The 20,924-nt window shown below is 60.3% G+C and carries 9 protein-coding genes; 2 read left to right on the top strand and 7 right to left on the bottom strand.

What is annotated here, in order from left to right:
* Positions 1–172 precede the first annotated feature (172 nt).
* From HL657_RS03635 to HL657_RS03605, 7 genes are all read right to left on the bottom strand, one after another.
* Positions 173–895, bottom strand: coding sequence for a hypothetical protein (locus HL657_RS03635; protein WP_292382512.1), 723 nt, complete (start codon positions 893–895; stop codon positions 173–175).
* Between the two features lie 14 nt (positions 896–909).
* Positions 910–4,743: a hypothetical protein gene (locus tag HL657_RS03630; protein ID WP_317295459.1), complete on the bottom strand. Its 3,834-nt coding sequence runs from the start codon at positions 4,741–4,743 to the stop codon at positions 910–912.
* A 21-nt stretch (positions 4,744–4,764) separates the two neighbouring features.
* Positions 4,765–10,074 (bottom strand): S8 family serine peptidase, encoded by a 5,310-nt coding sequence (locus tag HL657_RS03625; protein ID WP_317295458.1) that lies wholly within the window; start codon positions 10,072–10,074, stop codon positions 4,765–4,767.
* A 362-nt stretch (positions 10,075–10,436) separates the two neighbouring features.
* Positions 10,437–11,240, bottom strand: coding sequence for a PKD domain-containing protein (locus HL657_RS03620; protein WP_292382519.1), 804 nt, complete (start codon positions 11,238–11,240; stop codon positions 10,437–10,439).
* Positions 11,240–14,353, bottom strand: a complete 3,114-nt coding sequence (locus tag HL657_RS03615) for a DUF3821 domain-containing protein (RefSeq protein ID WP_292382521.1) — start codon at positions 14,351–14,353, stop codon at positions 11,240–11,242. Before HL657_RS03615 ends, HL657_RS03620 begins: the two co-directional genes overlap by 1 nt.
* Positions 14,354–14,588: 235 nt before the next feature.
* Positions 14,589–16,730: a SpoIIE family protein phosphatase gene (locus tag HL657_RS03610; RefSeq protein WP_317295457.1), complete on the bottom strand. Its 2,142-nt coding sequence runs from the start codon at positions 16,728–16,730 to the stop codon at positions 14,589–14,591.
* Positions 16,731–17,010: 280 nt separating this feature from the next.
* Positions 17,011–18,669, bottom strand: coding sequence for a PAS domain S-box protein (locus tag HL657_RS03605; protein ID WP_317295456.1), 1,659 nt, complete (start codon positions 18,667–18,669; stop codon positions 17,011–17,013).
* Between the two features lie 203 nt (positions 18,670–18,872).
* On the opposite strand from HL657_RS03605, the gene HL657_RS03600 reads away from it, so the two are divergent.
* Positions 18,873–19,883, top strand: coding sequence for a DNA-methyltransferase (locus HL657_RS03600; protein WP_317295455.1), 1,011 nt, complete (start codon positions 18,873–18,875; stop codon positions 19,881–19,883).
* A 108-nt stretch (positions 19,884–19,991) separates the two neighbouring features.
* The gene (locus tag HL657_RS03595; protein WP_317295454.1) at positions 19,992–20,915 is read left to right on the top strand and encodes a DNA adenine methylase; all 924 of its coding nucleotides are present in this window, start codon (positions 19,992–19,994) and stop codon (positions 20,913–20,915) included.
* The last annotated feature ends 9 nt before the right edge of the window (positions 20,916–20,924 follow it).

The following is a 20,924-nucleotide window of genomic DNA, read 5'->3' as shown; positions in this document are numbered from 1 at the left end:
AACACGTGACCATCTTCCCCTCCTCTGATCTGTAAAGCGTCAGTTGCAGCAAGTGTCCCGCTACCGGCAGCACTCGCTGTACCGACACAGAGAGCAATGAATAACGGCAGAATTATGCACGCTATCCTGAACTTCGTCGGTTTCATGAATTCTCCTCTCTTTTTAGCTATTATTATTCCTTTCCATTTAATATGACTACAGCAAGGACCGCAAAGAGTGTAATTAAGACGGGTAATGCCGCCTTTGGTGTACTCTCTGGCAGATCCTGCGATTCAGGGGTTTCCCCGAACTGTGTCGGTGATTCCTCTTGCAACGCAGTCGATGTTGTGACTGTCACGGTCATTGTCGGCTCATTCTCTGCTGTCTGCCCCGTTTCTCCCAGCGCGGGGGTCACCGTCGTCTGGGGCGTTCCGGCCGGTGTGGAGACAGGAGTCACGCTCCCGGGCGTAGGCGTGCCAGGGGTTCCCGGAGCAGGAGTCCCGGGAGTAGGGATTGTCCCACCAAATGTCGGGTTGGTGAAGGCAATGGGGTCCCCACGTGCATTCCCGAGTTCCCTGACGGCGATCGCGATGGGACCCGTCCCTTCAACCTGTACGGATGCAACAGGAACATCTCCCGTCAGCCCATCAGCCGATATCCCTGCAATGACAGTCATCCCTGCGTCGTTCTGGATGTTACTCGCCACCAGAAAGCCTGAAAGACCTTCGACCGAGGTGACCGAGACGTCGGGACCGTACGAGAGAACAACGTCAAAGCCTCCAAGGCCGATGCTGTCGTCTACGCCCGCGACGATGAGCTGCCCGTCGGCGAGGCGCACTTCCGCTGCCTGTACCGCTGTGAACAATACGCACAGAACCGCTACAAGAATGAGTGTGCGTGAAAAAATGGGTTTCATAAGTTGCCCCTCTCTTATAGGACAGGGTCGTAGTATTCGTCTACGTTGCCCGCAATCTGATGGAGGATATATAATGCGTCATTTACGTTGATTACGTGATCATCGCGATCATAGACGTTAGGATAATCGTAGGTTTCAAATCCTTCGATGTTCCCTGCAACAAAGTGCAAAACGTAAAGAGCGTCATTTACGTTGATTTTACCATCTTTGTAAGCATCACCCAACAATCCACCTTCAAACTCGATCTCAACCGTGTTGCTGCCGACCGGCGCGTTATAGATGACCAGGGTGGCATTCGTGGTAGAGTAGGTCCTCATGGTGGGATCGTACTCGAACGTACCGTTGATCAACTCATACGCCGTCTCCACACCGTTCACCTTCACTACCGGTTCGCTCATCAGGTACCTCATCGGGAACTCAAGCGCAATGCCGAGTTCGCCGCCGTTCCCAAGAACCGTCACGTTGTAGGTGGTGTTCTCGCTCCGGGCCGCGTTGAGCGGCTCGGGCTCCACCCATGCCACGCCGGCGATGCTCCCTGCGCCTCCCTCAGAGAAGACCAGGGTCGGGTCAATGAGGGACGACGGGAGCGTTATGTTGTAGAGCGCCGTCGCATCCGGCGTGACCCGGGCCGTGGTGTGGATCGAGGGGTAGTCGGTCTCGTTCACGACAAGCGGGTAGGTCCCTTCAAGGATACTGGTGAAGGTGTGGCTCGCACTGTTGGTAACCCTGTCCGCGCCGAGAGCGATGCTGTCGGCGGTGACCGGTGCACCATCCTCACCGACGACGTTGACGGTAACATTCCCTCTGCCCAAAACCTGGAAGGTCTCGTTGACCAGGTAGACATCGGTGTCATCATAGAGCGGCCGGATACGGAGGTCGAGATCCAGCGCCCCATGATCCTCGGGCGTTATCGTGAACTCGTAGGTCATCTCCATGCCCTGCTCCCAGCCGACCGACTCGATGAAGAGCGCGAGCCGGTCGCTGTCCGTCGAGCTGTTCAGAACCTCAAACGCGCCTGTGGTGCCGTTTTCTCGGATGACCGAGTTGTTATCGAAACTGAACCCGGCTATCGGGATCTCGATCATCGGGGAGTACACGTTCTCGCTCGACGTGACCGTGATCGTCAGATCTGCCTCCCCGCCGGCAACCATCGGTGTCGAGGTGATGTCAACCGTGTAGGGATTCTCCTCCTCGATATCAGTGAGCATACCGATATCGGTCGAGACCTGCAGGAGCCCGGCCTCTTCTTCGTAGCCGAAGGACTGGATCACCGGGTTTGACCGGATCGTGTTGTCGATCTCGTTGATCGGGGCGGACTGCGAGTGGTCGATGCTGACCAGGATCGGTCCGCTGGCGTCGCTGGTCGTGGCGGTGAGCGTATGGGACTTCACCGTGGAGTAGCCGTTCTCGAAGATGTCACGCTTCAGGGTTCCGCCCTCCATAAGGTCGTCCATCTGAGCGGATGTGAGCGGGTAGGTTCTCCGGGGGTTCGCCGCATCCACACTGAAGGTGCCGATAGACGTCCCGTCGATGGCGATATCAACCGTGCCGGTGGTGACGGTGTTGGGCTGGCACTGGACCAGCGCATCAACGGCTACCTGAGTGGCCCAGGTGTAACCCCAGCCTCCGCCGTTCTCGTACTGCTCGATGAGCCAGTTGACCCCTTTCTGAATTGTCTCATTTTCGGCAGGGACCCCGGTCGCGTTCAGCGCAAGGATAGCATACGCAGTCGCTTCTGTCTTTCTTCCATTATCATACCAGCCGTACGAATAGCCAACAGGCCAGGAGCCGTCGTTACGGTCCTGCTCCCCGATCAACCAATCCGTCAAAGCCGCCTTGGTATCGTTAATATCGTCGCTGCTGACATCATCAGACGGCAGCGCGAAGACCTCAAGCCCCCAGAGGGCGAGCGCCCTCGCCATTGCCTGATCATCGCCTGCCGGCCAGGATCCTTCCCTCTCTTTCTCGACGAAGTACCGCGTGGCATTCCTCATGTTGTCTTCCATGTAGCCGCGGTGCTCGGCGTCCAGCTCAACCGTCTGGTTGATCATGTCATGGATGAGCATGATGAACGCGGTGTTCGACTCGGGCGTCCACGAGTGGCAGACGTGAGCGCTCCACGTCCAGGTGCCGCTGCTCGGGTCGTCCGGGTTGTCGTGGAACCACTTGATCAGGCTCTCGAAGTTCACCTTGTCGCGTTCAAATGTGCTGCCGTTTGTGATATTTCCTTCAAGGAACCGGTTTAAGTCCTCACCAGGCATATTGATCCGGGCGAGGGTGTAGCCCGCGTAGGAGCTCGATGACGACTCCGAGGGCTCGCCGCCCCAGAGGCTCCAGCCGCCGGCACTGCTTTCATAATACTCTCCGGTGTTCTGGCCTACCTCGCCGCCCACAACGAGTTTCTTAACACCGTTATAGACCGAGGAGTTTGCATTCTCCCGGATGTCATCCCAGTCCGCGGGCTTGTCCGCGCGGTCGAGGTAGTAGTTCTTGACATTCAGCGACGCCAGCATCCGGCTCGTCGTCTGCTCGACGCATCCGTATGGATAGCCGATGAGGTAATCGAGACCGGAAAGGGTGCGCCCGCGGGCGCCGGACTGGACAATGATCTTTGTTGCGTTGTCGTAGGTGTTGTTGGTCTGGAGGGTGTTGAAGGTCAGTTCGCCGGGCTGGCCGCTGTTTACAGACGTGGCGTTGACGGACGAGACCTTTATCGAGGGGATCCAGATAAGGATCGCCGTTCCGTCCAGGGAGTCGGACTCCCCGTTCGCGGCGATATCGAACTTGATGTCACCTGCAGCGATCTGGCCGGGCGTGTTCGACTGTATCCGGACGCTCATGTAGTTCCATTCAGAGGCATACGCGTACCGGGTCTGATTTCTGCCGCCCTCGACCGTGACATGGTCCGGGGCGGTGACGTTGAACCAGATGGTGCCCGTATGGCTTGCATTCACGTAGGTACCCATGGAGAACGATGAACCGGCGGCTGCCCTGCCGTCCCAGGGACCGTAGACATAGCCGTCGGTGAACTCGAGGGTATACTCCTGTGCAGTAACGGTCGTTGTATAATCGGCCGTCCCGGAGACGGGCTTATCGCTTGTTACGTTGACCCGCACGGTGTAGGGCCCGGCCATTTCCGGGGTCCATACAAGTCCCTGCTGGAACCTGCCCCAGGCAGGGATGATCTCGCCAGGGTAACTCCAGGATTCAGCCGTAATGCCGTCCCCATCGATAATGCTGACATTGATATCAAGCGGGGACGTCGTGAAACCCCGGCGGTTCACGACAGATGCGGTGATGTGACTCTCCTGGCCGGTGATCACCTGGTTCGATGGCACGGCAACCCGGGCATCGATGACGTTGCTCTTCTCGGTCGTGACGACGGCGTTCATGATTCCCGATACCGTGATGTTTTCACCAGACGTGGAATTCAGGAATCCGTAGTTGTTGACGTTGAGGGTAACCGGCGTCGAAGCGCCCGTGTTGTCAACCGCCTCCAGGCGCACCGTGAAGAGGGGGGCGCTGCCCGATACGCCATCGAGAGTGGCGTTCACCGCTGCAACGCGGATGCGTCCGCTCTGGGAGTAGACGGAGCTGTTATGCAGGCCCGAGAAGAATGGGCCAAGAGTGACGTTTCCTGCCTCAGTGTCAAGGGTGACCACCGAGGGGTTCCAGCGCAGGTCGATATCGAACCCGCCCAGGTTGCTAACATCCTGCACCCAGACGGTCAGTTCTACGGTCTCCCCACTGGCGCAGGTGCTTTCCGCCGGGTCCACAGAGAGCGTGGCAGCAGAGCAGACGCCGCAGAGGAGGGTGAGGAGCAGGATGCTCCATACCATATGTCTCATTTCTTTTTCCTCCTTTATTCCTCACACGATCCTGAAGTACTCGTCCCTCAGATCGGCGCAATACTGGGCGATGAACATCGCATCGCCGACCTCTACGGCGTTGTTCCTGGTGACGTCGGTCACGAGGAACTTCGTCCGCTCATCGGGCTTCGACTTATCGGGCTTCGACTTAAGGCCGACGACTTCCTGGAGAACCGTCAGGGTATCGGCCTGGTTGACCTCACCGTCAGAGTTTGCGTCACCGTAGAGCAGAAGATATGCGTCGCCGTTCACGACATCGGCCGGGATCACGAGGGGGTTCTCGTCCCAGAGCTGTGCATCCAGGTTCAGGGCTGTCTCGTCGTCGGTAACGCCGACGACATTGAACCGGACGGTCGCGACGGTGACGTTCCCGTCAACACCGGATACGGTTGCGCCGTTGAACTGGACGCTTCCGCTCGCGATGTTCTTCGCCGTCAGGGGCAGGGCTCCGGGGATGACGTCCTGCGCCTCAAGGACAGAGCCGTTGAAAGTGAGCTCCATCTGGTAGGCCGCAAGGCCGGAGACCTGATTGACGGTTATCGGGAGGTCGTAGGTCGTGCCGGGCACGAGCACAAGGTCTCTGGGCAGCTCGATCTTGGTCGCCGGGTTGGCATACGAACCGACCGTGGCGTTTGCGCGGTTGTTTGCAAACGTCGTCTCGTAGTCGGTCGCACCCGCCCGGTTGACCTCGGTATCGATCGTGTACTCGCCGGCGACAAGTGTCTGGTTCTGCCAGATCATCGTCGACGCACCGGGCTCGAGCGCCGGAACCGCGATCGTCGCTTCCGGCTTGCCGGTGATGCTGTAGTAGAGGTTCGCCGCGTTGCTCCCGACCTCACCGTGATTCGTCACCCGAACACCGATCGTGGTGGTGCTCGCCGGCGTGGTGTACCTCGGTGCGAGGATCTCCACGGCCAGGTCCGGGGCGGTGATCCTGACAGGATACACGAGATAGTTGTTCTGGTAGTTCAGTTCCTCGACCGTCCGGTTCGAGTTGACCTCTACCCCGACGTTGACGTCGACCGGCAGCCGGTAGTCGCTCGTGTTAATCCCGAACTCACGCGCGTTGCGCGATACCGTCGTGGTGAGGACATCCGTCTTCTCACCCTGAGCGAGACTCTTCATGAAGTAGGTGCTCTCGCTGTGGGGCCCGACCTCAGCCGTGCAGGCCATCTTGTTGGTTGGGTCATAGACGTAGTCCGCCGTCCCGATGTTACTGATGAGGAGGGCGACGTTGGAGATCGTGATGGTGTCGTCCCGCTCGAGTTTCACAACCTGCGGCGCGGATACGTCCGGCACGAAGTCGGGGAGGAGCGCGGTTGTCACGCCCATATAGCCGTAGTCTTCCTGTACCAGTTCGCCGTCGTGGTAGCAGAGCACCATGTAGGGGAGATCCGACTCGTGAATGAGGGCCTCCCGCAGTGCCTGCTGGCCGGCGGTCGGTGCGGTGAACGTCAGGGTTACCTTACCGTCAGCATCCGTGTAGCCGGTCGCGATCACCGTGTAGGGGTCAGGGTAGTAGTCGGCCGCGAGGAGGATGTTGGCATCCCTCGGGTCGTCGTAGTATGAAGACCATTCCCAGTCCCCTGCCGCTCCCAGTGCAAGCACGACGCGTGCATTGGAGATCGGGGTTCCGTCATCGGCCGATGCGTTGAAGACGACCGGAACCGACGCCCCGGCAAGGACTGAGTCCGGCATCTCGTAGGAGACCGACCTCTCCGGGTTGCGGAACGTGGTGTAGATGTACTTGTCAATGCTCTGGGTATTCGGGTTCAGGAGACCATAGTAAGCCTCGTAGTTCCCGTCCGTTGCAGGGGTTACCCGCTGGGTTCCCGTGCCGGTGAACTCCACAACGGCAGCCGCTTCGGTCCCGGCATATTCCCAGATCGACGTTTCGGAGAATTTGTTGACGGTGAAGGCGCCCACCTCATGGATGGATTCGTCGGCAGGGCCGTAGCTCCTGGCGATAACGTCGTAGGCATCGCCGTCCCGGGTAACACTGGCACTGCGCGTCTCAGTATCCGGGTAAAGCGTCCCGATATACGCCGGTGCAGAGAGAGTGTTTCCTATCATACCGGGGTTGACGGGGCCATCTGTGTACATGTCAAGCGGGTTGTACCCCTCCCACACGTCCACGTACCCGGAGATTCCCGGGGTGAGAACGAGGTAGTCCAGCCGCGTTTTTCCGGCCGTCTCGACGGTGAAGGTGCAGATCCCGTCCGCATTGGTCACGCCGCTCTGAACACCGTTCTCCGTGTAGAGGTAGACGGTCTGTCCGGGCGTCAAAACGGATACTCCCATGATGGGGTCATAGGTGTAGACGTATGCGGTGATGGTCGCCTCATCGCCGGGGACCGACGCGTAGGTGTCCGGGTCCCAGGTCGCCGGCCAGTCATAGAAGCCATAGATGGAGGTCAGGTTCCCGTCGTAGACGTCCTCGTATACCGGGGGAGTGCTCCGGTGCATGAACCAGGGCTCAAGCGTCCCGTAGACGAGAACCGGGGTCTCCTCCATGTAGTAATCATAGTCGGTAGCGAACCGGACGACTGCAATGTAGCCCTCCTCCGGCATCGTGAAGTTGTAGGTCCCGAGGCCGTTCGTGAGGCTGGCGGTACCCGAGTAGGTCCCCGGCTTCATCCCGTCGATCTCGGCGAGGAACGCCTGCATGTCGCCCTCCTCAGGGGCAGAGAGCGCCCGGGCGCCTGCCGACGAGAGCGAGAGGATCTCGGTCTCGGTCAGCGTGGTGACATAGACGTCAAATTCCTGGCTTATGGTCTTCGCTCCATGGTGCGGGAAGGCCATGATACCGAGGTTGACATTCTCTCCCGGCGGGCAGATGGCGCGCTCCGGGAGCGGGATGACCTCCTGGTACATATACCCCTCTTCGCCAACGTAGATGCTTCCCGCGTCCCTGTCGTTGATCTTCATGTAGTAGTAAGTCTCATCGGCAGGTTGAGTGGCAAGGTCAAGCGAGTAAGATATGACACCGCCCACCGGGACAAGCACCGTGTCGACGACACGAATTCCACTGGAATTCCTGACCACGAAGGTGACGCTCTCGTCATAGGCCGAACCGTCGGCGGTGAGAAGCGGATACTTGATCTCGACGGTCGCGTTGTAACCCACCGAGTAGTATGCCGACTCAAAGATGGGGATGACCGGCGGCGTCGGGGTCGGTGAGACCGCATTCTTGTACGCATAGTCCTGTAACTGGAGGTTGCCGTAGGTAATCCGGGCGTACACGTACTTGTTGACGGGGACATCAGAGATGTCGACCATCTGGCGGACATATCCGTTCGGATCGGTTATGAGCGTCATATTTTCGATGTACGTGGGGTTGTTGTCGTTATAGGAACCAAACCATGCACTGAATTCAAGTTCTTCTCCCGCAAGGGGCTCTCCCGCGGTGGTGTTCCAGAGGACCGCCATGACCGGGAGCGTATCACCCGTTATGTAGTACGCGGTGAGGGGGCCGCCGATGAGCTCGTGCTGGATCCCATCCCACGGCTCGGCCCCATCGAGGCCGCCGGTGGTATTCACCGCTTCGTAGGCGTTGATCCTGCCTGCACCGTAGGCGTTGTTCGGCTGCATCACCGGCAGGATGGCCCCGTCTTCACCGATGTGAACCGCGGTCTCCATCAGGGTGGCCTTGACGTCGGCAGGCGTAAGCGAGCTGTTGCCCGAGAGCATCAGCGCCGCCGCCCCGGCTACGGCCGGACAGGCCATCGATGTGCCCTGCATGGAGGCATACTGGCTTTCCGGGTATGCCGAGATGATACCGACACCGGGAGCCATGACATCGGGCTTGATGTAGGGAACTGCTGCCCCGTTCACCGGCCCCATGCTGCTGAAGGATGCGCGGTAGTCCATCAGGTAGTCGGTGGCGCCGACGGTGAGGGCGTCTTTTGCGGTTCCCGGTGTGCCGATGGTGGCGGTGCCGAAGTCACCGTTGTTCCCGGCGGAGACCGCGACGACCGTCCCTCCGGCAACAGCGGTGTTAATCGCGGTATCAATGACGGTATCGCCTCTGGACTGGTAGCACTCACGAAGGCTGATCTCCTCGATCCGGACCTCGGCCTCTCCCGTGTTGGTGACATCGATCGTCCAGATCCCGTCCCAATTCTCAGAGTTCGAGGCGTAGGGCGCCTTGAAGGAGTAGCAGTTCACCTTCTGGTCGAAACCGAGCCAGTCGATCTCAGCGCCGCTGGCGACGTTGCCGTTAGCATCCGTGATGGTGATGGTGAGGTTCTCCAGGGGGTCCACGAAGTAAGAGTCGGCCGCATAGGCGTAGTAGTACGGATCCTCGACCCTGACCGATCCGATCACGAACTGAGGCTCGTACAGGGTGTCGGGGTCACCGCGCGACTCTGACGAGACCTCGAGGGTTACGGTAAGACTCTCGCCTCCGGGAAGCCATTCATCCTCTATGCCCTGACTGGTGGACATGTAGCTGCCGAGGCTCATCGAGACTACGTCGGCGTCGTTCTCGACCGCCCATTGGAAACCCTCAAGGATCGTGCTGAACGGGCCGGTACCTGCATTGTTGAGGACTTTCGCCCCAATCAGGTTCGCCCCGGGTGCGACGCCCAGCGCCACCTCATACTCGTCGCCGTAGTCATCGACCGTGACGATGCCGCCTGCCGCCGTGCCGGCGCAGTGGGTGCCGTGGCCATAGTCATCGTAGGCGGAAGCGTTGTCACCGTTGACGAAGTCGGCAAATGCAACAACACGATCACCGAACGCCGGGTGGCTACCATCGATACCGGTATCGATGACGGCTATCGTCACGCCTTCACCGGTGTTCCCGCTCTTCCAGACAGACGGGGCCTCGATATAGTCCACGCTCCAGACGGTGGCATACCCGGTCTCCGGCTGCGATATCTCGTCGGGGCTGATCGTCGATGAGACCTCAGCGACAGGGTCGCTTAGCGTGACGGTCAGGTCCGGCTCAATGTGGTCGACCCCCGGAATCGCAGCAAGCTTATCGAGCGTTGCCGGATCGGCCTCAAGCCAGACAGCGTTTGCTATCCAGTAAGACCGGGCGGTCTTCGCGGCCGCAGAGTCGACCGACCTGACTGTTTGCAGCACCTGCGCCTGGCGGCTCAAAGCATTGGCCTTGAGCTCTCCAAACGATGTGAGATGCTTTGGCTGTTCATCCATGACCAGGAACACCGGAACCCGTTCCCCCGCCTGGACGGAGGGGGGGTCCCGCACGATCTGGTCGTCACCCGGCAGGGCACTTACCGTGCCCGCCAGGAAGAATACAAGGAGCAGAACGATTAATCCTGCTTCTGACTTCGACAGTTTCATCTTGATCACCCGAAAACGATCAATGGGAGATAAAGCATTTATTCAACATATAATTGTTTGGTTTTAATCTCCATCATTACAGATAAGAAATAAAAAATATTCGAAATCTCGGCCGCGATTCAGGCTATTATCCACCGGAAAGATACCTTTCAAAGAGAAAGACATATATAGAAACTACAGTTCTCCCGCAAATGATATGCCACGAAATATGGCGACCTCAATCATTTTGGCTATTTATTTCAGGACAATTTCTTAAAAAAAACAATAATTTGGTGTTTTTAGACCACCCCCACACTCACACCCGCGCGGAGGGCTGGAGCCGGCCGGCCTCCGGTCTGTCCCGAAAAAGAGGTTAAACCAGGTCACAACAGAGCAAACCAGATGTCCCGGAGGCCGACGTTGTACTGGGCGATGAAGAGGGCGTCCCCGACGTCGATCACGCCGTTTGTGTGGACATCGGTCTTACGGAACTCTTCGGTGCCGGGGCCAGGCATATCCTTCAAACCCACGACCTCCTGGAGGACGAGGAGGGTGTCGGCCTGGTCGACCTCGCCATCGTCGTTCGCGTCGCCGAAGAGGACCGGGGTGGCTCTGATATACCCCGGTCTCGTGGCGGTCAAGAGCCCTCCATCCACCGAGAGCGTGACGGTGTAGTTGCCGGGGAGGGTGTAGGTATGCACCGGATGCTGCTCTATAGAAGTGCCGCCGTCGCCGAACGACCAGTACCAGGACGATGGATTCTCCGTCGTGATGTCGGTGAACCGAACGGTGAGGGGAACCGGCCCGGCGGTCACATCCGCAGAAAAGGCCACCCCGGACATGACCACGAGATCGAAGCGGGTGGAAGTGCCGGGTGTGTAGACCGCCGTCCCGGCGGACATTCCATTCACGAGGAAGACAATCGCTTTTCCGGCATCGCCCTCCTCCCCACCAACGATCAGCCGCTCATTAAAGAGGGCCTCACCGCCGTAGACCCCGGCGGTCTCGAGGGTAAGCGACCCGCAATCGCGGTCGTCGATCCGGGCCGTGATGACGGTCCCGGCCGGTGCCGGGCTCCCGTCGACGGTGACCGAGCCCCAGAACTCCGCCGGGAGGAGAGGGACGGCGGACACGGGCCCGGCAAGGGCGAAGAGAAGGAGTATAACGAGGATCCGCCTCACCCACATCACGCTCCGATGGCACAGAGGGTGCCCGGCCCGGTCATGTAGAGCCAGTAGCCCCGGCCGGGGTAGACGGACCGGTTATCGGCATACTCCCCGCTCCCGTCGTTAACGATTGCCGTTTCAAAGACCTGGGTCCCGGCATCGAACCCGATCAGAGTCGTCCATTGCCCGTCTACGGAGAGGAGGGCATCCCGTGCCGCAGGAGGGGTCGTGCCGGTGATCCCGACGGCGTTCCACCCTGCGACGAGGGTGCGCTCCGACGGCGGGAGCGGAAGCTCTGTCGAGAGGGTGAGCGGGACCGTCGCAGGCCCGGCAGAGTAGATCCAGATCCCTTCGAGAGGGGCGATCCGGTCGGTCTCCTGGAGGGGTATCCAGGTTCCGCTGGCGGTGTCGTAGCGGAGGGCCGAGTGCCTGTCGGTATCGACGCCGGCAAATATCGCCGCGGTGTCGTTCCCGGCCGCAAGCGGCCGCGGGATCGAGATGAAGTTCCAGCCCGGGGAGAGGGTGAGGCAGGGGCCGTCTACGCCGGGAGTGAACAGGAGGCAGTACCCGCTCTTCGGCACGACCTCTCCTTTAGCGTTGCGTTCAAGAAGACCAAGAAGCACCGGGCTCTCCGCTTTCCCCTCCGGCACGATGCCGTCAAGGGAGATCCGGAGACGGACATCCTGCCCGTAATCGAGTTCGAATGCCGAGAGCCCGAAAGACCTGGAGTACCGGGACCCGGTATAGACCGTCACCCTGTCAAGCTCGATATCGTAAGACCAGTACGGGTCTTCGAGATCGGTGGAGAACTCAAGGCCCGCCAGGTGTTCGGCCCAGGGCGTATCGATGACGGCGGCAAGGGCGAGGCTCCCACCGGGAGAGAGTTCGCCAAGTGGAGGGCTCATCCGGATGCTCTCTATCCTGTAGGTGGCCCCTGCCGGGGTGACCGGGTGGATGATGTTATCGCAGACGTTGAACGGCATGGTTTCCGAGACCAGCCCGTCCGGGGAGACGACCCGGACGCTGTAGCTACCCGGCTCGAGCACCGTTGCCAGATCGAAACTCCATTCTCCCCCGTCGGTTACAACGACCTCCCCGGAGAGAATACGGACCCCGCCCTCCTCTGCGGTTATCTGGTAGGCCAGCGCCGTGCCTGCCGGGTAACTGGTACCACCGGTGATTATGAAGGGCTCTCCGTGTGCCTGATCGTCGATCCGGTCGATCCAGATCCAGGACTCCTTCACTACCGAGAACATGGACTTGGTATAGATGTCATCGACATACCGGGGGTCAAAGGCGCCGAGTAGCGTGTTCACCGCGTCGGACACCGGGGGGTTCGTGATGTCCACAGGACCCATGCCGGGTGCAAAAAGAAACCCGGTATCGTTGGCAAAGACCTCAAATTCGTTGCGGGTCAACGGATGCTGGACGACAACGTAGTATGGACTGCTCTGGACGAATTTTCCGGTCTCGGTGCCCTCAAGGACGTACTCGAAGGTGCCGTCAGCATCAACCCGCACCGGGACACCGAGTATCCGGCAGTCCGGACCGATGATCCAGACCTGGACGGAGCCCGGCGCTCCCGTTGCAGTCCCACCTATCCGGTACTCGTCGCCCGGGACAAGAGTGGGGCCGGAGGCCTCTGCGGTGAGGGTAGGAGATTGGAGCAGGAATGAGGCCGTTGAGTACCGGGCGTCGCCGAGATCCCCCCTGGCGCAGGGCTGCGAGGCGGCGTAGATGGTGAAGATGCCGGCATCGAGGATCCGGTCGAGATCGGCGGTGTTCCACCGGTAAGACCAGGTATCGTCGGGCGCGACAGTTGCCCGGGTGAAGGTGCTGCCGTCGCCGGTCCGAACCTTCACGCTGGTTTCCTCAAGCCTGACGCCGTTGCCGTCAAGGTTCGGGCCGGTCAGGAAGAGGTAGGTGGTGTCGCTCTCGGTGTTGGTCCCGGAGAAGACGATCTCCTCGCCAATAGTGTAGGCACCGATGCCGGATGCCATGACAGTGACAGAGCCCTTCTCGACCCAGACCGTGACCTCATCGTAGAGGGTCGCGTCTGCCAGGTCCTCGACGCAGATGGAGAAAGCCCGATTGTGGGTGCTCTGGTTGGTGTTGAACTGGACGGACCGGGTGCCGGCGGCGGTGGTTGTGAGGCTCGCCTCAGCGGGAGTGATGGTGGTGACACCGACCTGGCCGGGGGCGATCACCGGGTACTCTCCGGGGTCAAGGCCAGCGACATCCCTGACAGAGAGACGGTAGTCCCTGTTCGGCTCACCGGCGACGGTCACGGTGAAGCTGTTGCCGCGAATGACGGTCTCTTTATTGGTCGACAAAAAGAGTTGTGAAGTGATGACCTCGAAAGCCACGGTATTGGTGTCAAAACCCTTCCCGTAGAAGTCGGAAACGGCGGGCCAGACAGCCTGTGCGGTGTAAGTCCCTGCCCCGGCGTTCTGCAGCGGTATGGGAGCGGTGATGTTCTGCTGGCTGCCGGCGAGACCCACACCTCTGAGATCCACGCCCTCGAACACCGTCAACGTACCCCCGCCAGGGGTGGTGACCCTGATCTCCATGGCAGCGTCCGGGAGGGGTCCGACGTTGTGAACGATCCGGAACTGGATGTCGTTTGAGCGGGAAACGGACCGCCCGTTCACGGAGGTGGTTGTGCCGTTCAACAGAACATCAAGACCCGTCGCGGGGATCTCGATGAAGACAACACCGGCAGCCCGGCTCGGATCGAAGAGGGGGGTGCCGTCGGTGAACGCATACCAGGTACCGGTCGCCGTTCCAACCGCAGAAGCGGTCAGTTCGAACTTCGAGACGTCGGCTACCGCGATGGTCTGCCCGACGGTCCCGGAACTCGGCGTTGATATGCTGCTGTAGTAAACCAGTGTCCCGGACGAGACACTGAGGGTTTCATAAGATGCCGTCGTCTCACATCCCGGCTGATCGGGCAGGTCTCCTTCTCCGGAAAGGACGACCGGAGGGGCATTGAAGACAGGACTCAGGTCGAGGCTCTCTTCACCAACGTAGATAGTATCACCGTTGTAAACACTCCGTGCTGTAGCCGGGGACGCAGCCAGCATGGCCAGGAGGACCACGGCAACCGCCGCCAGAAATGCCGTTCGTTTGATCATGGTAGATCTCCACTCCGCATGATGCGTCACCGAAAGAGGTTGAAACCGGCAGGACATGCCGCCTGCGGATGGTTTGAACACAATACAGAACGCCAAACCGTTAGAACCCGTCATCCCGTGCGCAGAAGTTCATCCTGCGCCGTGTAAAATAAACGTTCCGCTATTGTCCGGCACAGGAGGGACGGGAAGGTGAAAAATACACGGACCAGGAGAGATATGATCCCCCAGGGCCCCGTCACCCGACCTTCAGCACCACCAGCGTGATATCGTCGAACTGTGGTTGACTGCCGGCGTGGGCGGTGACATCCTCCACGATCGCATCGATGATCTCCCGTGCCCCGCGGTCCAGCAGTCCCGAGATGAGTGCGGTAAGACGCCCCATGCCGTACTCCTCCTCATGCTCGTTTGTGGCCTCGGTCACTCCGTCGGTGTAGAAGACCACCGTGTCGCCCGGATGCAGTTTGAGCTCCACGAGCTCCAGCTCGATGTCATCAAAGATCCCGAGTGCGATCCCCTTCCCCCTGAGGAGTTCTGCCGCGCTCGATCCCTCCCTGAAGAGGAGAGGAGGGTTGTGCCCCGCGTTCACGTAAGAGAAGGTTCCTTTTCGGGTATCCAGGATGCCGTAGAAGAGCGTGACGAACATGCAGGTCTTTGAATCCATGCAGATGTAGCGGTTCGCCTCAAGGATCGACCCGGCGGGGTCCAAGCTCTGCGAGGCGCTCGCCCGGACGAGGGTGCGGGCGAGCGCCATGAACAGGGCGGCCGGAACGCCTTTTCCCGAGACGTCGGCGATCTCAACGCCCCAGCAGCCTTCCCCGACCGGGATGTAGTCGAAGAAGTCCCCACCCACCTCCCGGGCGGGGAGGTTGAAGCCCGCGAGGTCGAACCCGGGGAGCACCGGCGCCGACTCGGGCAGGATGCTCTGCTGAATCTCCTTTGCAATCTCGAGTTCCTTCGCGATCCGCTCTTTCTCTGCGGTCGTCCGCCGGAGGTTCTCGATATGTTCCTTCAGTTCCGTTGCCATCCGGTTGAAAGAGTGGGCAAGGTCCTCGAACTCGTCCCCGGTCTCCACATTCACCTTGAACCCGAGATCGCCACGGCCTATGGCCTCCGAGCCCTTCTGCAGTTCCTCGATGGGCCGGGTGATGTGACGGGTGACGGCGAGAGTCAGGAGGGCGACGATCACAAGCAGTGCCAGGAACGCCCCGGTAAAGACGGTCTTCATCCGGTCCTGCTGGCCGCTGATGTGCGCCGCAGTGTCCTCCGATGCCTGGAGGATACTCTCCCGGGTCGTCCGGATCGGCGCGAGCACCTCGTCAACCGGCATCACCACCCCGACGCTCCAGTTCACGCTCCGGATGGGAGCATACGCGATGAACCGCTCGCCGTCCTCAAACCCGGCCCGGGCAACCCCAGTCTCCCCCGCGATCATCTCCCCGATAACCGCGACCAGGTCCGGGTTCTCGCTCGCGAGCAGGTTCTCGGTGACGAACGATTCGTCCCACCGCATATCTCCCGACGTGAGGCCGGGCCGGCTGATGACGTTCCCGTACTGGTCGATCAGCATGGCATACCCCCGGTCACCCACCTGGGTGCCGACGATCTGCTGGTTGATCGTTTCGATCGTCACATCCGCACCGACCACCCAGACCCAGCCCCTGTCGGGGTCGTAGACCGGCCGTGAGCAGGTCACCATCAGGCCGTGCCCGATAAGGTCGACGTACGGCTCAGACCAGACCAGTCCGCCCCCCTCATTCGCCTGCACGAACCAGCTCCTGAGCCGGGGATCGCACGTGGCATCGAGCCCGGTCGTCCAGGGGTAGATCATCGCCATCCCGGAGCTCGTCCCGACGTAGACGCCGGCAAGATGCCGGTTCGTAGCGGAGACTGGAATGAAGATGTCGTCCATCATCCCCGCAGCATTCCGTTCCTCGCTGAGAAGGCCGGCATCGATGCCGGGCGAGAGGAAGAGGACGGAGGTTGCGCGCCGGTCTGCTGGCTCTTCGTCCTGCAGGTAGAAGTGCCGTGGCCGAACCATGGATGGGTTTTCCATGACGGTCGCGGCGTACCGTTCCATGACCTCAAGGTCCCCGATCACCTGTTCGAAGACGATATTGCTGATGTAGGCCTGATCCTGCGCAAGTCGGAGAAGCGACTCCTCGGCGTTGCGCTCGAGCGCCGCGGTGCTGTCGTTCATAGCACGTGTCCCGAGATCGGTGCTCCGCTCAAGCGCGTAGCGGCCGACGTCGTCCATCTGCACGAAGGCAAGAGAACCGGCGAGGAGGAGGGCGACCGTCGAGAGAGTCAGGAATACCAGAAGGATCTTGGTTCGAACCGAGATCCTGATCCGACGGCGCTCCTGCTCACTCTCGCTCATCAGTATGGTTATTTGCAGGATGGGGATAATATGCGTTCTGGATTCTCTCCGCCACCTCTGCTACACTATACCCGCCCCGCCTTCTCGTTGCAAAAGAAAAGTGTGCGAGGTTACGCGCACATATTCGATCAGGAACAGCGATACGGCAGAAGGGCAACACCCAGAACAACTGCTGAGAGGGTGGTCGCCATGAAGAGTCCTGGAGTTGCCTCTGGCGTGACCGGGGGTGCTTTGACGGTATCGTTCGAGAAGGCCGGCAGCACGGCCATCGCCTCCCCCTTCAAACTCCCGCTTCTCTTCCCTGCACACCGTCCGCCTTCCGGAGCAGGAATACAAACGCCGCCCCTTCTTCCGGATGGCCCGGCACCCGGTCCTCCACCCACATCCTGCCGCCGTAGCGGTCGATAAGGATCTGCACGAGGTACAGTCCGAGCCCCTCGCCGACGCCCCGCTGCTTCTTCTCGTAGCGGTGGAAGATCTCCTCTTTCTGGCCGTCCGGGACGCCTCGACCCGTATCCGCTACCGTCACCCGGACGAAACCCCCCTCCTCTTCCGTCCTGACGGTTACGGTGACGCCGGGACCCCCGTGTTTCATGGCGTTGCCGATCAGGTTCGTGAAGACCTCGGGAAGGAGGTCGTCGGCAAGGACCCGCCGGGAAACACCCTCGTAGGAGATGGGGATATCCGGGAAGTGATCGATCTCCGCCCTGATGATCGCGTCGAGATCCATCGGCTGGAGGAGAGGTGGCCCGGCGTGAATCTGCCGGATTTTCGAGACGGTCCCGAGGATCTCGATGCTTTTTGCTATACTCCGCTTCAGGCTCGCCATGTAACAGGCCGCCTCCCCTTTCACGGAGCCGATGAGCAGTTCAGCGTACAGGTTCGAGACGTTCTCAGTGTTCCCGATGTCGTGGGTCAGGATATCCAGGTAGAGGTTCGCCTCCCGGTGGGCGGACTCGAGGTCCCGGTGGATCCGGGCCAGATCTGCGGCGTGGCGCTTAATTTTCTCCTCCGTGCGCCTCCGCTCGGTGACGTCGCGGACGATCCCGCCCCGGTAGAGCGGCCGGCCACCCGGGTCGAGCGTCACCGTGAAGTGGTCTTCGAGCCAGCGATACATGCCGGCTTTCGTCCGGAACCGGTACAGGAGGAGCCCCTTGCCTGAGGCGGCAGCGGCGTTCAGTTCCGCTTCAATCGACGGGCGGTCGTCGGGATGGACGCGGTCGATGACTTCTTCGATGTCCATCGCAGCCATCTCCTCCGGGGTGAAGCCGAGGATCTCCTTGATGGCCGGGCTCATGTATTCGTAGCAGTCCGCCTGCAGGTTGCGCCGGTAGGCCGCATCGAGCGAGTTTTCGAGGACCGCCCGGAACCGCTCCTCGCTCTCCCGGAGAGCCTCTTCCGCCCGTTTGCGCTCCGAGTCGTCGTAGACATAACCCTGGGTCTCGATCAGTTCGCCGTCCGCACTGAAATGCCCGACCATGTTCTCCACGACATGGATACGGGTGCCGTCTCGGCGCTTCCGGACCCTGCCCTCGTTCTCGACCTTCCCCTCATTCCGGAGGCGCGCGAGGAGCAAGTCACGATCACCGGGATCTTCGTAGAGGTCCCGGATATTGGTGCTCAGTGCTTCTTCCACGGAGGCAAATCTGAATATCCTGGCAAACGCCGGGTTGCAGGCGAGTATCCGGCCATCTAGTGTGGTGAGGAAGTCCCCGGTGAGATCATCCTCAAAGAGCCGCCGGTAGCGCTCCTCGCTCTCCTGGAGAGCCTCCTTCACCGACTGCAACGTGGCGTTCTCACGGCGGAGCGTTGCGTTCTCGGCCAGGAGTTCTGCCATGCGTTCATGGACCGGCCGTTCTCCCGCTGCAAAGGCCCGCTGCCCCCCCGTTCCCGCTCCGGTGCGGGACGAACTCCCTGATTCTCCTGAATGTGCTGCCATCCGAACTCCCGGGGCTGTATCACTACTGGTGATCAACCTGGGTTTGTCTGAAATGTATTAATGATACCCTCACAGGCAGGAGTGCGTCTCTTTGTTGCGGGCCCGCGCAAACCGGGAGAAGAGCCGTAATCACAACGGGTACTTATGCCTGTACAGCCAATGTACTGTACGTACAGCCCGCAACATGCCGCTGAGGGAAAATTATGAGGTTTGAGGAGATCAACGGGAACGTCTTCTACAACGGCGACTGCATCACGGGGGCAAGAACGCACATCCCCGACGGTTCAGTCGACCTGATCATCACCGACCCCCCCTACGGTATCAACGGCGACCGGTTGCACCACCACTACAACCGGGACGAGAGGTTCGTCGTCGGGGGCTATGTCGAGGTTCCTGCATCCGATTACGGCGAGTTCAGCCTGAGATGGATCCGGGAGGCCGAACGGATATTAAGGCCGGGCGGGTCAATCTACATCGTTTCGGGCTACACGAACCTCTACCATATACTCTACGCGCTGCGCGAGACGTGCCTTCGCGAGGTCAACCATATCATATGGCGCTACAACTTCGGCGTCTACACGAGCAGAAAGTACGTCTCCTCCCATTACCACATCCTCTTCTACGAAAAACCGGGCGGTGAGAGGACGTTCAACCTGGAGTCGCGCTACGGGGTCGGGGAGAAGGGGCCGGACAACGGATCGCTGAACTACCGCGACCGCGAAGACGTCTGGTACATCAATCGCGAGTACAAACCCGGGCAGGCGAAGAACAAGAACGAACTGCCAACGGAGTTGCTCGTAAAGATGATCCAGTACAGCAGCAACGAGGACGACCTCGTCTGTGATATGTTCCTCGGCGGTTTCTCGACCGCAAAGGTCGCCATCGGCCTCAACCGGCGGGCAATCGGGTTTGAGGTCTCGGGGGAGGTATTCGACCTGAAGATCGCGGAACTGCGGGATACCCGACCGGGCTACCTGCTCTCCACGCTGCGAACCCCAGGAACCGGGGAGCCGGTGAACCAGGGCAGGCCCTGGACGGATGCCGACCGCACAACCCTGGTCTCCCGCTTTACCGGGCTCATTGCATCCGGCGAGACCAAGAAGGATGCCATTGCGACGCTGGGGAGGGAACTCGGCCGGGGCAGGTGGGCAATCGAGAAGATGCTGAAGCAGCAGGGCGTCCGGCCCGGTGCCAGACGGGGCGACGAGACCTGAGCCCGGCCCGGGCATCACGAAGGGCACGGCCGTGGGATACGGACAACGCTAACGTGTTTCAAAACAAATACTTACAATAGCGAAATTAACGCAGGATAGGAGAGATCGATGGCAACATCCACCGCACGACCGTTCCTCAAGTGGGCGGGCGGAAAAGCCCAGCTGCTCGACGCGTTCACCCAGAGAGTTCCCCGGGAGCTCGCCGAGGGGACCCTTCCGGTCTTTGTCGAACCGTTCATGGGCGGTGGAGCGGTCTATTTTCACTTCAATAGCATCTTCGGGTTCAGGGAGTGCCACCTCTTCGATATCAACGCGGAACTTGTCCTCGCCTACAGTGTCGTAAAAAACAACGTCTCCAGCCTCATCGGGTACCTGCGCGAGGTTGAGGACGAGTTCCTCTCAAAAGACGAGCCCAGGCGCAGGGACTACTACTACGCCATGCGGGATGCGTTCAACCGCGAACGCGAGGAGATCTATTTCGGGCGTTACGGTGAGGAATGGATCGAACGGGCGGGACAGTTCATCTTCCTCAACAGGACGTGTTTCAACGGCCTTTACCGGGTAAATTCCCGGGGCGCGTTCAACGTCCCGTTCGGCAGGTACAAAAACCCGCGGATCCTGCACGAGGAGGTGCTCCGTGCCGATTCAATTGCGCTCCGGAATACGACCATCCACCTCGGCGATTTCACGCAGTCGGAACCCTGCATATCACAGGACTCCTTCGTCTACTTCGACCCACCCTACCGTCCCCTGAACCGGACGTCATCGTTCACGCAATACTCGAAGAACAGGTTCTCCGACGAAGAGCAGAGGCGTCTTGCGGCATTTTACGCACGATGTGACGCACAAGGCGCAAGGCTCATGCTGAGCAACTCCGACCCGAAAAACGTCGACCCAGAAGACAGGTTCTTCGACGACCTCTATGCCGGGTACCGTGTAGACCGGGTCCCGGCGAGAAGGGCAATCAACTGCGACGGGACGAAACGGGGAGAAATCCACGAGCTCATCGTCACGAATTACCGCCCGGCGTGACACAGGGAA

Origin of the sequence: Methanoculleus nereidis (assembly GCF_032944295.1) — an archaeon.
Lineage (GTDB): Archaea > Halobacteriota > Methanomicrobia > Methanomicrobiales > Methanoculleaceae > Methanoculleus > Methanoculleus nereidis.
The sequence above is the reverse complement of the archived record's forward strand: the minus strand, read 5'-3'. Positions and strand labels throughout refer to the sequence as shown.

What these genes read in the sequence shown, in the direction of transcription:
- HL657_RS03635 (WP_292382512.1), bottom strand. Translation starts at nt 895, where the DNA reads ATGAAACCCATTTTTTCACGCACACTCATTCTTGTAGCGGTTCTGTGC.
- HL657_RS03630 (WP_317295459.1), bottom strand. Translation starts at nt 4,743, where the DNA reads ATGAGACATATGGTATGGAGCATCCTGCTCCTCACCCTCCTCTGCGGC.
- HL657_RS03625 (WP_317295458.1), bottom strand. Translation starts at nt 10,074, where the DNA reads ATGAAACTGTCGAAGTCAGAAGCAGGATTAATCGTTCTGCTCCTTGTA.
- HL657_RS03620 (WP_292382519.1), bottom strand. Translation starts at nt 11,240, where the DNA reads ATGTGGGTGAGGCGGATCCTCGTTATACTCCTTCTCTTCGCCCTTGCC.
- HL657_RS03615 (WP_292382521.1), bottom strand. Translation starts at nt 14,353, where the DNA reads ATGATCAAACGAACGGCATTTCTGGCGGCGGTTGCCGTGGTCCTCCTG.
- HL657_RS03610 (WP_317295457.1), bottom strand. Translation starts at nt 16,730, where the DNA reads ATGAGCGAGAGTGAGCAGGAGCGCCGTCGGATCAGGATCTCGGTTCGA.
- HL657_RS03605 (WP_317295456.1), bottom strand. Translation starts at nt 18,669, where the DNA reads ATGGCAGCACATTCAGGAGAATCAGGGAGTTCGTCCCGCACCGGAGCG.
- HL657_RS03600 (WP_317295455.1), top strand. Translation starts at nt 18,873, where the DNA reads ATGAGGTTTGAGGAGATCAACGGGAACGTCTTCTACAACGGCGACTGC.
- HL657_RS03595 (WP_317295454.1), top strand. Translation starts at nt 19,992, where the DNA reads ATGGCAACATCCACCGCACGACCGTTCCTCAAGTGGGCGGGCGGAAAA.